This is a genomic window from Roseateles sp. GW821-FHT09H10, assembly GCF_059415865.1.
In genome coordinates this window covers 765,750-778,629 of the sequence record NZ_JBWKOB010000001.1, presented here as the reverse complement: position 1 = coordinate 778,629, position 12,880 = coordinate 765,750, and the positions used below count along the sequence as shown (strand labels likewise).

Here is a 12,880-nt window from a genome sequence, read left to right as displayed (position 1 = left end):
AGCGGCCCCTCGGGGCCGCTTCTGTCGGGGTGGACGCCGCTCAGACCGTGACGCTCAGCACCGCCGCGATGAGAACGCTGCCCAGCACCACGGTGGTGAAGAGGCGTTCGCCGATGGCCGAGTCCAGCGCCTCCAGCGAGCACAGCATGCGCAGACGGCGGTCGGAGAGCGTGCGGCACTGGCGCAGATGGGCGCCCAGGCTGTCCAGGTGTTGACGCAGCAGATGATCGGTGGCGCGGGACATGGGAGACCTCCTCTGAGAACAATGTCTACAACTCTAGACACACCCGGGCGCCGTTGCATTCGGACACCGCGGGACCCGCATGTAGGGCGAGTCCGACAGGTCAAGATTGCCATCAGGCACCATCGGGGAATGAACATTCGCCGGCAAGTCTTACTGTTGCTGACGCTGCTGACGATGTGGAACGTTGCAGTGGCAAGCGGCGCGCCCGCCCTGCAGGTGGGCTCCAAGCGCTTCACCGAGAGCTATGTGCTCGGGGAACTCGTCACCCAGACCCTCACCGGCCAGGGCATCACGGCCGAGCACCGCCAGGGCCTGGGCAATACCGCCATCCTGGCGGCGGCCCTGCAACAGGGTCAGATTGATGTCTACCCCGAATACACCGGCACCATCGTGCGCGAGCTGCTCAAGCGCGAGGCCCCGGCGGATGCGCAGGCGCCGCTGGCCCAGCTCAACGCCTGGCTGCAGCCACTCGGGCTGAAGGCCGCCGTGCCGCTGGGCTTCAACAACAGCTATGCCCTCGCGCTGCGTGAAACCGACGCGGCGCGGCTGGGCATCACGACGATCTCGGAGCTGGCCGCCAAGGCCCCGGAGCTGAAAGCCGGCCTGTCCCACGAGTTCCTGGCCCGCGCCGACGGCTGGCCCGCCCTGCAGCGCGCCTATGGCCTCAAGCTGCAGCCCGGCGCCGGGCTGGACCATGGCCTGGCCTACCGGGCCTTGAGCGATGGCCAGGTCGACCTCATCGACGTCTACACGACCGACGCCCAGCTGGCCCGCCAGCCGGTGCGGGTGCTGCGCGACGACCGCGGCTTCTTCCCGCGCTATGACGCGGTGCTGCTGATGCGCGCCAGCGTCGACGACAAGCCCCTGCAGGCCCTGGCGGGACGCCTGCCCGAGGCCGAGATGACCCGCCTGAACGCGGCAGCCGAGCTGGACGGCCGGCCCTTCGCAGACGTGGCGCGCGGCTTTCTGCAGGCGGCCCCGGCAGGCACGGCAGGCCAGGGCCTGATGGCGAGGCTGCTGGCGCCCGACCTCGGCCGGCTGCTGGCCCAGCATCTGGCGCTGGTGCTGGCGTCCCTGGCACTCGCCGTGGCCGTGGCCGTGCCGCTGGGCGTGGCCGCCCACCGCCTGCCGCGCCTGGCCGCGCCCGTCATGGCGGGGGCGGGCCTGCTGCAGACCCTGCCTTCGCTGGCCCTGCTGGCCTTCCTGATCGCCGCCATCGGCCGCATCGGCTTCGTGCCGGCCCTGCTGGCCCTTTTCGTCTATGCGCTGCTGCCCATCGTGCGCAACACGCATGCGGGCTTGCAGGCCGTGTCCCGGGGGCTGACCGATTCCGCCCTGGCCCTGGGGCTGACGCGCGGGCAGACGCTGCGCGCCGTGGAGCTGCCGCTGGCCCTGCCGACGCTGATGGCCGGCGTGAAGACGGCCGCCGTCACCAATGTGGGCACCGCCACGGTCGCCGCCTTCGTCGGCGCGGGCGGCCTGGGCGAGCGCATCGTCGCGGGCCTGGCGGTCAACGACAGCACGCTGATGCTGGCCGGCGCCCTGCCCGCCGCCGCCCTCGCCGTCGCCGTGCAACTGCTGTTCGACGCATTGGAGCGGCGGGTCGCGCACAATGGGCCTCATCAATCTCGGGATCGAGGGGCATGAACGCAAGGGCGCGATCGGGCTTGTGGCTGTTGGGCTGGCTGGTGGCTGCGGCTGCCGAGGCCGGCTGCACGCGTCCCATCAATGTCCCCATGGCGCCCATAGGCCTGAGCGTCAGCTTCGAGGACAGCCAGCCTCGCGGCATCTATCCCACGCTGTTGCGCGAACTGGCTGCCGGCACGCAATGCCAGATCGACATGCACAAGGTGCCGCGGGCGCGGCTGCAATCCATGTTCGACGCCGGCCAGGCCGACGTCCTCGTGCCCGCCTCGGCCACGCCGGCGCGCGATGCCCTCGGCGAGTTCGTGCCGCTGATCCAGGTGCGGGCCAGCCTGCTGACGCTGGACCTCGAGATGCCGGTGCCGCGCTCCCTGGCCGAACTGCTGACCCAGCCCGACTACAAGCTCGTCGTCGTGCGCGGCTTCTCCTTCGGCCCGGCCTATGAGACGGCCATCGCGACGCTGCGCCAGAAAGGGCGGCTCGTCGAGGAGGCCGACCCTGCCGGCGTGGCGCGCGCCCTGCGCCAGGGCCTCGCCCAGGCCACCGTCATGACCGCCTCCATCCTGGTCGGCACCCTGGTCGTCGAGAACGACCTGACGCCCCTGCTCAAGCGCCTGCGCGTCGAGCCGCTGGAAGAACTGGGCTGGCACGTCAGCGGCCTCTACCTGTCCCGGCGCAGCCTGGGCGAGGCCGACCGGCGCACGCTGCGCCAGGCCCTCGGCCAGGTCGCCCGCAGCGGGCGCACCTGGCAGCTCTTCAACGAGTTGCATCCGCCCGGCAGCCTGGGCGTCAGCATCCGGCCGCTGCCGCCCTGATTCAGCGCACCTGGCTGCTGTAGTCCAGCGGCAGCCACTGCCAGCCCTTGCCGGCCTGGCGCAGGCGGCCGATGCCGGGGAAGTTGAAGTGCGTCACGGCCACCAGGCTGCCGTCCCTGGCGAGTTCGGCGAAGACGCGGGCACGCGTCCTGGCGGCCTGGGGCTCGTCCGTGTCGAAGGCGATGGTCACTTCCGGCGACGCCAGCTGCACCGAGGCGACATGGATGAGGTCGCCGACCAGCACCAGGCGCTGGCCCTGGCTCTCGACCGCGTAGATGGCATGGCCGGCGGTGTGTCCACGGGCCTGCAGCGCACGGATGCCGGGCAGGATCTCGCCGTCGCGCTCGAAGGGCGTGAAGCGGCCGGCCTTCACATAAGGCGTCAGCGAGGCCATCGCGCCCTGGAAGAAGCCCTTGGCGTCCTTGGGCGCGGCCTCCAGCTTGGCCTCGGACAGCCAGTGTTCGGCATCGGCCTTGTCGGCATGCACCGTGGCATTGGGAAAGACGCGCTGCCCATCGGCCGCGAGGCCGCCGACATGGTCGGGGTGCATATGCGTGATCAGGATGTCGTCGACCTGCTCGGGCTGGTAGCCGGCCGCGCGGATCTGCGTGACGAGCTGGCCCAGGGTCGGGCCGAACAGCGTGCCGGCGCCCGCGTCGACGAGGACGAGGCGGCTGCCGGTGTTGATCAGCCAGGCGTTGACCGAGGTCTCCAGCGGGGTCTGCTGGAAGTTCTGCTTGAGGCCTTGGGCGACGCGGCCGGCGGGTGCATGCAGGAGCTGGTCGACAGGCAGGCCGACAGTGCCGTCGCTGAGCGAGGTGACCTCGAAGCTGCCCAGCATCAGGCGGTACCAGCCCGGGGCCTGGGTCTTGAGCTGAGGCGCCGCGGCCTGGGCCGGCGCCGGCAGGGAGGCGGCGGCCAGGCCGGCCAGGGCCAGGGCCGCCGCGATCGCCAGGCGGCCCAGGGCGACGTGGCGACGGCGGGACGGGGTCGGGAAGAGAGAGGTGGAAGTCATCTGGGGGGCTTTCTGTTGCGGGCGGCGCGGGGCCGCGGTAGGGGTGGGTTCGCGAACGGAGCGGATTGTTTTGCTTTGCGTTTCACGGAACAATCACACCAAACGCAAACATTGATTGCGAATCTCGCAAAACCCATGATCGAGTCCTTCGAGACCTTCATCGCGGTCGCCGCGGCCGGCAGCTTTTCCGAGGTGGCGCGCCGGCAGGACGTCGCCGTGTCCTCGGTGACGCGCAAGATCGACGCCCTCGAGGCCGAACTCGGCTCCCGGCTCTTCCACCGCAGCCCGAGGCGGCTGGCGCTGACCGACGCCGGCGAGCAGTTCCTGCCGCGGGCCCGCCTCATCCTCGGCGAGCTGGCCGGCGCCAAGGAGGCCCTGCATGCCGGCGACGTCGAGCCGCGCGGCCTGCTGACGGTGACGGCGCCCACGGTGTTCGGGCGCCAGCATGTCGTCGGCGCGCTGGCCAGCTTCCTGCGGCGCTATCCCGACATCGAGGTCGACCTGCATCTGGTGGACCAGATCGTCGACCTGTCCGAGCAGCGCATGGACGTCGCCATCCGCATCGGCCTGCTGCCCGACAGCGACCTGCGCGCGACGACGCTGGCGCAGGTGCGCCTGGTGACCTGCGCCAGCCCGGCCTATCTGGCCCGCCGCGGCCAGCCGCGCAGCCCCGAGGAACTGCTCGAGCACGAATGCATCACCGTGGCCTCGCCGCCGGCGCCCAGCTTCGTCTGGCGCTATGCCGGCGTGAACCGCAACCAGCCGCTGCCGGTGCGCGGCAGGTTCAGGACGGACGACAAGGACGGCATGCTGCAGGCCGCGCTGCAAGGCCTGGGCGTGCTGCATATCGCGACCTGGGTGGTCTGCGAGCAGCTGCGCTCGGGCGAACTGGTCGCCCTCTTTCCCGAAGAGGCGGACGCCCCGCCCTCACCCGGCATGCCCGGCATCCATGCCGTGCGCCTGCCCGGCCGCAGCCACGCGACCAAGGCCCGGCTCTTCATCGACCATCTGCGCGCCGAGATCGGCGACACGCCCTGGTGGGATCGCATGCTGCAAGGCCGCACCGAGACGGCCTGAGGCTCTCGTCCCGCCGATTGAGGATTCACGCCGCGCGGCAAGCGAATAAGGTGGCAGCTGCTTTTCCTTCACGGAGGCTGACCATGTGCATTGCCAAGAGCGTCGGGCAGGGTGCCCGCAACGACGTCGCCGATGTCCGCATCGTGCAGGCGCTGCTCAACATGAACAGCGAGGCCTGGAGCGGCGCGGCCCTGAAGCAGCTGGGCGTGGACGGGCAGATCGGCCCCAACACCATCGAGGCCATCCGCGCCTTCGAGATCCGGGCCATGGGCCTGCCGGAATCCGACGGCCTGGTGACCCCCGGCGACGCCACCATGGCGCGCCTGCTGGCGGGCCTGCCGCCTGGCGCGACCAAGGAGAAGCTCGGCATCGTCATGCCGCGGGCGATGGAGAAGCGCATCGACCTCTACTTCCAGCCGCTGGTGCAGGGCATGACCCGCTACGGCATCGACACGCCGCGCCAGATCGCCCATTTCATCGCCCAGCTCGCGCATGAGTCCGGCTCGCTGCTCTATGCCGAGGAACTGGCCAGCGGCAGCGCCTACGACGGCCGCACCGACCTGGGCAACACCGAACCCGGCGACGGCCCGCGCTTCAAGGGCCGCGGCCTGATCCAGCTGACCGGCCGCAACAACTACCGGGACTACAGCAAGTTCACCGGCATCGACTACGTGGGCGACCCCACGCGGCTGGCGCTGGACCCCTTCGCCTGCGTCGACGTGGCCTGCTGGTTCTGGAAGACGCGCGGCCTGGGCCCGCTCGCCGAGGCTGACGACGCGAAGGCTGTCACCAAGCGCATCAATGGCGGCTACAACGGCCTGGACGACCGCCTGGAGCACCTGGCGCGCTCCAAGGCCCTGCTGGGCCTTTGATTCCCGGCCGGACGGATAAGAAAAAAGGACTTGTCTCGCGACAAGTCCTTTTTCTTTCTTAATTTTGGTGGGCCCTGAGTGACTCGAACACTCGACCTACGGATTAAGAGTCCGCTGCTCTACCAACTGAGCTAAGAGCCCTGATTCAACGCGGCGTATGCCTTGCTGAGCCAAAGATTGTAGCGTGGATTCCTTCGAATCTTCGCCAGAAATTCTGGTGGGACGTGCAGGATTCGAACCTGCGACCAACGGATTAAAAGTCCGCTGCTCTACCGACTGAGCTAACGTCCCGTGTCAAGCAGAGCCCGCCATTATAGGCAGATTTTGGCGGGCTTCACAAGATTTCCTTGAAATTCGTGTCAGCCTGGTTTTCGGGCCAGATGCAGGCGCTGCAATTCGGCCGCGGCACACAGCCCGAAAGTCGCCGTGACGGTGACGCTGGAGCCATAGCCGTGGCAGTTCAGGCTGCCGTCGCTGCTGGCGATTTCACAGGCTTCGCCCTCGCCCTGCTGGGGCAGGTGCACCGGCTCGCGCGAGTAGACGCAGGCCACATCCATCTTGCCGGCGCGCGGCGCGGCGTGATGCTTGCGCAGGCGCTGGCGCAGCGAGGCGAGCAGCGGATCGTGGGTCGTCGCGCTGAGGTCGTCGAGCTGCACGCGATGCGGTTCGCGCTTGCCGCCGGCGGCGCCGACGGTGACGAAGGGCATGCCTTGCTCGCGCGCCCAGGCAGCCAACGTCGCTTTTGCGCGCACCTGGTCGCAGCAGTCGATGAGGCCATCGAACTCGGCGTCGCCGACCAGCGCGGGCCAGTTGTCGGGTTCGACGAATTCCTCGATGACGCTCACGGCGCAGCCGGGATGGATGTCGGCGATGCGGCATTTCAGCGCCTCGGCCTTGGCCATGCCGACGGTGGATCCCAAGGCCTGGATCTGTCGGTTGATATTGGATTCGGAGACCTGGTCCAGGTCGATCAGCGTCAGCGCGGCGACGCCGCTGCGGGCCAGGGCCTCGACGGCCCAGGAGCCGACGCCGCCCAGGCCAACGACCGCGAAGCGTGCACTGCGCAGTTGCTGGTAGGCAGCGTCGCCATGCAGGCGGCGCAGGCCGCCGAAGCGGCGCTCGAGATCAGCGTCCTGCTGATCCACGATCAACGCAAGGCCGCCAGACGTTCCTTGGCGGCCTGGGCGGCCTCGGTGCCGGGGTAGGCCTTGATGAGGTCGTCCAGGCTGCGGCGGGCGGCCTTGTTGTCCTTCAGCTCGATCTGGCAGTTGGCCAGCGCGAGCAGGGCTTCGGCCGCGCGCGGATGGTCGGGATTGCCGGCGATGAAGGCCTTGAAGGTCGCGACGGCGTCCTTGTAGTCGCGCTTGCCGTACTGGGCATTGCCGAGCCAGAAGCGCACCGAGTCGGCGTAGCCGCTGGCCGAGTAGCGCTTCAGGAAGGCATTGAGCGCGGCGACAGCCTCGGAGAATTCGCCGCGGCGCACGAGGCCGACGGCGGCTTCGTACTGGCTGCGCTCGTCCGGGCCGACCTGGAACTCGCGGCCATCGAGGCTGACCTTCTGCGGCTCGAGCGGCTTCAGGCGAGCGTCGACGGACTGTGACTGGTCGGACAGCTTGCGCTGCGTGTCGGCGAGGTCGCGGGCGAGCTGCTCGTTGGCACCGCGCAGCTTGGCGATCTCGGCACGCAGGGCATCGATCTGGCCGTTCAGGTCCAGCATGCTGCGGCGCAGGGGCTGCAGCTGATCCTGGACCAGCGCGTTGAGCTGCTCGTCGCGCCGCTTGGCGGCGTCCTCGTTGGCCTGGACCTTGGCGCGCAGATCGAGGATGGCCTTGCGGGCTTCGTCATCCTCGAACAGGCCTGCCCGAGCTGGCTGCACAAAGGCCGCCGAGGCGGCCAGGGCGAGCAGCGTCAAACGCAGAACGCGCATCACTTGTCCTTGAGCTCGACGCGGCGGTTCTTGGCCCAGGCTTCTTCACTGCTGCCTTGAGCGGCGGGGCGTTCCTTGCCGAAGCTGACGGCCTCGACCTGGTTGCCAGCGGCGCCCAGCAGGGTCAGCGACTTGGCGACGGCTTCGGCACGGCGCTGGCCCAGGGCCAGGTTGTACTCGCGGCCACCGCGCTCGTCGGTGTTGCCTTCCAGCATCAGGGCGGCCTGGGCACGGGCCTTCAGGCGCTTGGCGTGCAGGTCGACGACCGGGCGGTACTCTTCCTTGACGACGTCGCTGTCGAAGTCGAAGTAGACGACGCGATTGGCACCCTGGTTAACTTCCTGGGTGTACTTGGTGAACAGGTCGACCGTCTGCACGGTGTTCTGGGCAACGGACGGCTTCTGCTCAGGCGTGGCCGTAGGCGGCGTGACCTGGCGCGTTTCGACCGTCGCGGGCTCCTCCAGCTTGACGGCGGAGCTGCAACCAGCCAGAACGGCGACGGCAGTCAGGGTGAGCGCATAGCGGGTCAGTTTCATTCGAGTGGTCTCCACAACAGACGGGGGCGGGGGGATGGGGCTAACTGCACCGGCGGCGGCGCAAGCGCGCCATTGTCCAACATGGTGCGACTTGTCAAGTTACTAGCGTGTAAATGGCCCCCAGGTGGGTTCGCGAACCTCCACCAGGGTGACCAGCAACGGCGTCTTGATCTTGCCGTCCAGCGTCGTCGTCATCAGCACTTCCTTGCCGCCGGCGCGGCTGGCGTAGACGATGAGCTTGCCGTTGGGCGAGAAGGCCGGACTCTCGTCGTCGTGGGCCTCGCTGATCTGCTGCGACTGGCCCGTGCCGAGGTCCATGACCGACAGGCGGAAGGCCCCGCTGATGCGCGTGATGTAGGCGAGCGTGCGGCCATCGGGGCTGACGGCCGGGCTGATGTTGTAGCTGCCGCTGAAGGTCACGCGCTCGGCGCTGCCGCCGGAGGCGGCCATGCGGTAGACCTGGGGGCCGCCGCCGCGGTCGCTGACGAAATAGATCTTGCTGCCGTCGGGCGAATAGCAGGCCTCGGTGTCGATGGAGCCGCTTTGCGTCAGTCGGCGCAGGCCCGAGCCGTCACGGTTGATGACAAAAAGCTGGGTGCCGCCTTCGCGCGACAGGCTGAGCACGAGCTGCTGGCCGTCCGGCGACCAGGCCGGCGCGCTGTTGGTGCCCTTGAAGTCGGCCAGCACCCGGCGGCCGCCGGTCTGCACGTCCTGGATGCGCACGGTGGCCTTGCGGCTCTCGAAGCTCACATAGGCCAGCTCGCGGCCATTGGGCGCCCAGGCCGGCGAGATGATGGGGTCAGGGCTGGTCAGGGCGATCTTGGCACCCTCGCCGTCGGCATCGGCGACGACCAGGCTGTAGCGCGAGCCGGCCTTGGTCACATAGGCCATGCGGGTGGCGAAGACGCCGCGCTCACCCGTCAGCTTCTGGTAGATGGTGTCGGCGATGCGGTGGGCGGCCAGGCGGGCATCGTCGGGATGCACGGCCTGGGCTTCGCCGACGAGCTCGGTGCGGTTGACGACGTCCCAGAGCTTGAAGCGGATGTCCAGCCGGCCGTCGGCCAGGCGAGTGATGGAGCCGGCCGCCAGCGCATCGGCCTGGCGGGCCTTCCAGTCCGGCCAGGCCGGGCTGCTCTGCTCGCTCAGGCCCGCCGGCGCGTCGACGCTGCGGAACAGGCCGCTGCGCTCGAGGTCGGCGCGGACGATGGCCGCGATGGGCTGGGCCGAGGCCTTGGCGTCATCGCGGAAGTCGACGATGGCCACCGGGATGCGGGTGCCACCGACGCCGGCGATGTCGATGCGGACCTGGGCAAAAGCGGGAGCGACACCCAGCGCGGCGAGGGCCGCAAGGCTGCGGCGGCGGGAAACGAGTTCGAGCATGGCGCGCGATTTTGCCGCAGCCGCGCGAGTTGTAACGTCGGACAAGGCCGCGTCCCTGCGCGGCCGACGGTCACAACAGAACGATGTCGTAGTGCTCGGTCTGGTTGGTCGGCTCGGCGGTCAGTGAGATGGGCTTGCCGATGAAGTCGGAAAGGCCGGCCAGATGGGCACTCTCCTCGTCCAGCATCATCTCGACGACGTTGGCCGCGGCCACGACGCGGAACTCGCGCGGCGAGAACTGGCGCGCCTCGCGCAGGATCTCGCGCAGGATGTCGTAGCAGACCGAACGCGCGGTCTTGACCTGGCCACGGCCCTCGCAGGTCGGGCAGGGTTCGCAGAGCATGCGGGCGAGCGACTCGCGGGTGCGCTTCCTCGTCATCTCCACCAGGCCGAGCTGGGTGAAGCCGCCGACCGTGACCTTGGTGCGGTCGCGGCCCAGCTGCTTGCGGAACTCGGCCAGCACCGCCGTCTTGTGCTCCTCGCGCGTCATGTCGATGAAGTCGACGATGATGATGCCGCCCAGGTTGCGCAGCCTCAGCTGCCGCGCTATTGATCCCGCCGCTTCGAGGTTGGTCTTGAAGATGGTGTCGTCGAAGTTCTTGGCGCCGACGAAGCCGCCGGTGTTGACGTCGATGGTCGTCATCGCCTCGGTCTGGTCGAAGACCAGCGAGCCGCCGGACTTCAGCTCCACCTTGCGCGCCAGCGCGCGGGCAATCTCGGCATCGACATTGCACAGGTCGAAGATGGGCCGCTCGCCGCGGTAATGCTCGAGCTTGGCCGTGGCCGCGGGCATGAAGGTCTCGCCGAAGCCGCGCAGCACGTCGTACTGCATCTTGGAGTCGATGCGGATGGAGCCGGTGCGCTCACTGGTCAGGTCGCGCAGCACGCGCTCCACGAGGCTGAGGTCCTGGTGCAGCAGGCTGGCGGGCGGCGTGGTGAGCGCACCCGCGCGGATCTGCTGCCAGGTCTTGCGCAGATAGGCGATGTCGGCAGCCAGCTCGTCATCCGAAGCGTCTTCCGCATTCGTGCGCAGGATGAAGCCCCCACCGCCGCCCTGCTCTTTCGTGCCGACCAGCGCCACCATGCGCGCGCGCAGCGCCTCGCGGGTCTCGGGCGACCCGATCTTCTGGCTGATGCCGATGTGCTCGTCCTGGGGCAGATAGACCAGCATGCGGCCCGCGATGCTGATCTGGCTGGACAGGCGCGCACCCTTGGTGCCAATGGGGTCCTTGATGACCTGCACCGTCAGCGGCTGGCCCTCGAAGACGAGGCGCTCGATGGGCGTCGGCGGCGCGTCGGCGTTCTGGTGCCGGCCATGGCCGAACTGCGAAGCGCTGTGCAGGTCGGCCACATGCAGGAAAGCCGCCCGCTCGAGGCCGATGTCGATGAAGGCCGACTGCATGCCGGGCAGCACGCGCACGACCTTGCCGAGGTAGACGTTGCCGACCAGGCCCCGCTCCAACGTGCGCTCGAGGTGCAGCTCCTGCACGGCGCCGTTCTCGACCACGGCCACCCGCGTCTCCTGCGGGGACCAGTTGATCAGGATGTCTTCCATCTCTCATCCTTGAATGCTGATGCTTGCCGCCGACCGGAGCGGCATGCATCAAAACTCAGGCCTCAGAACTCAAAGCCAAATTTGTCCAACAGCGAGGCCGTCTCATAGAGGGGCAACCCCATGATGCCTGAGTAGCTGCCGGCAATCTTCACGATCCAGGCGGCGGCCTGGCTCTGGATGGCGTAGGCGCCGGCCTTGCCGAAGGGTTCGCGGCTGGCGACATAGCGTTCGATCTGCGCGGCGGACAGCGGCGCGAACTCGACCTCGGACACATTGAGCGTCGCCACCCTGCGCGTCGCGTCGGCCACGGCGACGGCCGTGATGACGCGGTGGCTGCGGCCCGACATCAGGCCCAGCATGCGGGCGGCATCGGCCTCGTCCGCCGGCTTGCCGAGGATGAGGCCGTCGACGGCCACGGTCGTGTCGGCACACAGGATGGGCGCCGGCGGCAGGCCGCGTGCGGCCAGGCGCGCCAGGGCGGCCTCGAGCTTGGCGGCGGTGACGCGGGCGCAATAGGTCTCGGGCAGCTCATCGGGCTGGACGGCCTCCAGCGCCTCGGCATCCTCGTCGGCGCCGGGCAGCAGCAGCTCGTGCCTGAGGCCGATCTGCTCCAGCAGCTGGCGGCGGCGCGGGCTTTGCGAGGCGAGGTAAATGAACTTATTCACGGTGATAAGGATGCCCGGTCGTCACGGTCCACGCACGGTAGAGGCCTTCGGCCAGCAGCACGCGCGCAAAGGCATGAGGCAGGGTCAGGTCGGACAGACGCAGCGTCTCGTCGGCCGAGGCCTTGAGATCGGGATGCAGGCCGTCCGGCCCGCCGATGATGAGGGCCGCATCACGGCCCTCGCCCATCCACAGCTTGAGCCTTTCGGCCAGCTGCACCGAGGTGCGGCGCTCGCCGCGCTCGTCCAGGATGATGCGGCGCACACCCTTGGGCAGAGCGGCTTCGATGCGTGCGGCTTCCGCGGCCATCAGCTGCTCGGCCGTCTTGCTGCCGCGCGTCTCGGCCTTGACCGCCTTCAGCTCGAGCCTGAGCTCGGGCGGGAAGCGCTTGGCGAAATCCTCGTAGGCCGCGTCGGCCCAGGCCGGCTGGCGCTGGCCCACGGCGACAAGCAGCAGGCGCATCAGCCCTTCTTCGCGGCAGTCTTCTTGGCCGGGGCCTTCTTGGCGACGACCTTGTTGGCCGGCGCTGTCTTGGTGGGTGCGGCCTTCTTCACGCCGACCGTCGTCTTGACCGGCGTCTTCTTGGCGGCGGGCTTCTTGGCGGCAGGCTTGACCGCACCGACCTTGACCGTCTTGGCGGCCGGCGTCTTGGCGCCCACGACACGGCTCGGCGCCTTCTTGGCCGCCGGCTTCTTGGCAGCAGGTGCAGCCTTCTTGAGCGGCGCCGCCGCCTTCTTCGCAGGCGCGGCCTTCTTCTTGGCCGGGGCCGGCTCAGGCTCCGATGCCTTCACGAGCTTGACCTCGCCGCTGCCCACCTTGAGCTTGACCGGCTTGTCGCCCCAGATCTCCTCCAGGTGGTAGTAGTCGCGGATGGACGGCTGCATCACGTGCACGACGGCGGCGCCGCAGTCCACGATGATCCATTCGCCGTTGTCCTCGCCCTCGGTGCGCATGACCTGCATGCCGCGACCCTTGACGGTTTCACGCACGCTGGACGCGAGGGCCTTGGTCTGCCGGTTGCTCGTGCCCGAGGCGATGATGACGCGCTCGAACAGCGGCGACAGATGCTCGGTGTTGAACACGACGATGTTCTGGGCCTTCACGTCCTCGAGACCATCGACGATGGCTCGTTGCAGCTTGCGGATATCCATG

The 12,880-nt window shown here is 69.0% G+C and carries 14 protein-coding genes and 2 tRNA genes; 4 read left to right on the top strand and 12 right to left on the bottom strand.

Annotation, left to right across the window (positions count from 1 at the left end):
• Nucleotides 1-40: 40 nt before the first annotated feature.
• The gene (locus AC07OY_RS03520; protein ID WP_495041132.1) at nucleotides 41-244 is read right to left on the bottom strand and encodes a hypothetical protein; all 204 of its coding nucleotides are present in this window, start codon (nucleotides 242-244) and stop codon (nucleotides 41-43) included.
• A gap of 156 nt (nucleotides 245-400) precedes the next feature.
• Here AC07OY_RS03520 and AC07OY_RS03515 point away from each other — a divergent pair, with 156 nt between their 5' ends.
• Nucleotides 401-1,891, top strand: a complete 1,491-nt coding sequence (locus AC07OY_RS03515) for a glycine betaine ABC transporter substrate-binding protein (RefSeq protein WP_495041130.1) — start codon at nucleotides 401-403, stop codon at nucleotides 1,889-1,891.
• Nucleotides 1,888-2,703, top strand: coding sequence for a substrate-binding periplasmic protein (locus AC07OY_RS03510; protein WP_495041129.1), 816 nt, complete (start codon nucleotides 1,888-1,890; stop codon nucleotides 2,701-2,703). Before AC07OY_RS03515 ends, AC07OY_RS03510 begins: the two co-directional genes overlap by 4 nt.
• Nucleotide 2,704: 1 nt before the next feature.
• Here AC07OY_RS03510 and AC07OY_RS03505 read toward each other — a convergent pair whose 3' ends face one another.
• A complete protein-coding gene (locus AC07OY_RS03505) occupies nucleotides 2,705-3,718 on the bottom strand; it encodes an MBL fold metallo-hydrolase (RefSeq protein ID WP_495041128.1) in 1,014 nt (337 codons plus the stop codon).
• 135 nt (nucleotides 3,719-3,853) lie between these two features.
• On the opposite strand from AC07OY_RS03505, the gene AC07OY_RS03500 reads away from it, so the two are divergent.
• Complete coding sequence (locus tag AC07OY_RS03500; protein WP_495041127.1) at nucleotides 3,854-4,795, top strand: LysR family transcriptional regulator; 942 nt, start codon at nucleotides 3,854-3,856, stop codon at nucleotides 4,793-4,795.
• A gap of 83 nt (nucleotides 4,796-4,878) precedes the next feature.
• On the top strand, nucleotides 4,879-5,667 hold the full coding sequence (locus AC07OY_RS03495) for a glycoside hydrolase family 19 protein (RefSeq protein WP_495041126.1): 789 nt from the start codon (nucleotides 4,879-4,881) through the stop codon (nucleotides 5,665-5,667).
• A gap of 65 nt (nucleotides 5,668-5,732) precedes the next feature.
• On the opposite strand, the gene AC07OY_RS03490 is transcribed toward AC07OY_RS03495, so the two are convergent.
• From AC07OY_RS03490 to rsfS, 10 genes are all read right to left on the bottom strand, one after another.
• Nucleotides 5,733-5,808, bottom strand: a tRNA-Lys gene (locus AC07OY_RS03490).
• A 74-nt stretch (nucleotides 5,809-5,882) separates the two neighbouring features.
• A tRNA-Lys gene (locus tag AC07OY_RS03485) sits at nucleotides 5,883-5,958 on the bottom strand.
• A gap of 68 nt (nucleotides 5,959-6,026) precedes the next feature.
• The gene (locus tag AC07OY_RS03480) at nucleotides 6,027-6,815 is read right to left on the bottom strand and encodes a tRNA threonylcarbamoyladenosine dehydratase (RefSeq protein WP_495041973.1); all 789 of its coding nucleotides are present in this window, start codon (nucleotides 6,813-6,815) and stop codon (nucleotides 6,027-6,029) included.
• Nucleotides 6,815-7,594, bottom strand: a complete 780-nt coding sequence (gene ybgF / locus AC07OY_RS03475; protein ID WP_495041125.1) for a tol-pal system protein YbgF — start codon at nucleotides 7,592-7,594, stop codon at nucleotides 6,815-6,817. The genes AC07OY_RS03480 and ybgF overlap by 1 nt, the downstream gene beginning before the upstream one ends.
• Nucleotides 7,594-8,130 carry a peptidoglycan-associated lipoprotein Pal gene (gene pal, locus AC07OY_RS03470; RefSeq protein WP_495041124.1) on the bottom strand — a complete coding sequence of 179 codons (537 nt, stop codon included), beginning with the start codon at nucleotides 8,128-8,130 and terminating at the stop codon, nucleotides 7,594-7,596. Before pal ends, ybgF begins: the two co-directional genes overlap by 1 nt.
• A gap of 102 nt (nucleotides 8,131-8,232) precedes the next feature.
• Nucleotides 8,233-9,510, bottom strand: a complete 1,278-nt coding sequence (gene tolB / locus AC07OY_RS03465) for a Tol-Pal system beta propeller repeat protein TolB (RefSeq protein WP_495041123.1) — start codon at nucleotides 9,508-9,510, stop codon at nucleotides 8,233-8,235.
• A gap of 70 nt (nucleotides 9,511-9,580) precedes the next feature.
• Nucleotides 9,581-11,065: a ribonuclease G gene (rng, locus tag AC07OY_RS03460; RefSeq protein WP_495041122.1), complete on the bottom strand. Its 1,485-nt coding sequence runs from the start codon at nucleotides 11,063-11,065 to the stop codon at nucleotides 9,581-9,583.
• Nucleotides 11,066-11,127: 62 nt separating this feature from the next.
• Nucleotides 11,128-11,730 (bottom strand): Maf family protein, encoded by a 603-nt coding sequence (locus AC07OY_RS03455; protein WP_495041121.1) that lies wholly within the window; start codon nucleotides 11,728-11,730, stop codon nucleotides 11,128-11,130.
• Nucleotides 11,723-12,190 (bottom strand): 23S rRNA (pseudouridine(1915)-N(3))-methyltransferase RlmH, encoded by a 468-nt coding sequence (gene rlmH / locus AC07OY_RS03450; RefSeq protein WP_495041120.1) that lies wholly within the window; start codon nucleotides 12,188-12,190, stop codon nucleotides 11,723-11,725. Before rlmH ends, AC07OY_RS03455 begins: the two co-directional genes overlap by 8 nt.
• Nucleotides 12,190-12,879: a ribosome silencing factor gene (rsfS, locus tag AC07OY_RS03445; protein WP_495041119.1), complete on the bottom strand. Its 690-nt coding sequence runs from the start codon at nucleotides 12,877-12,879 to the stop codon at nucleotides 12,190-12,192. Before rsfS ends, rlmH begins: the two co-directional genes overlap by 1 nt.
• Nucleotide 12,880: the final 1 nt, after the last annotated feature.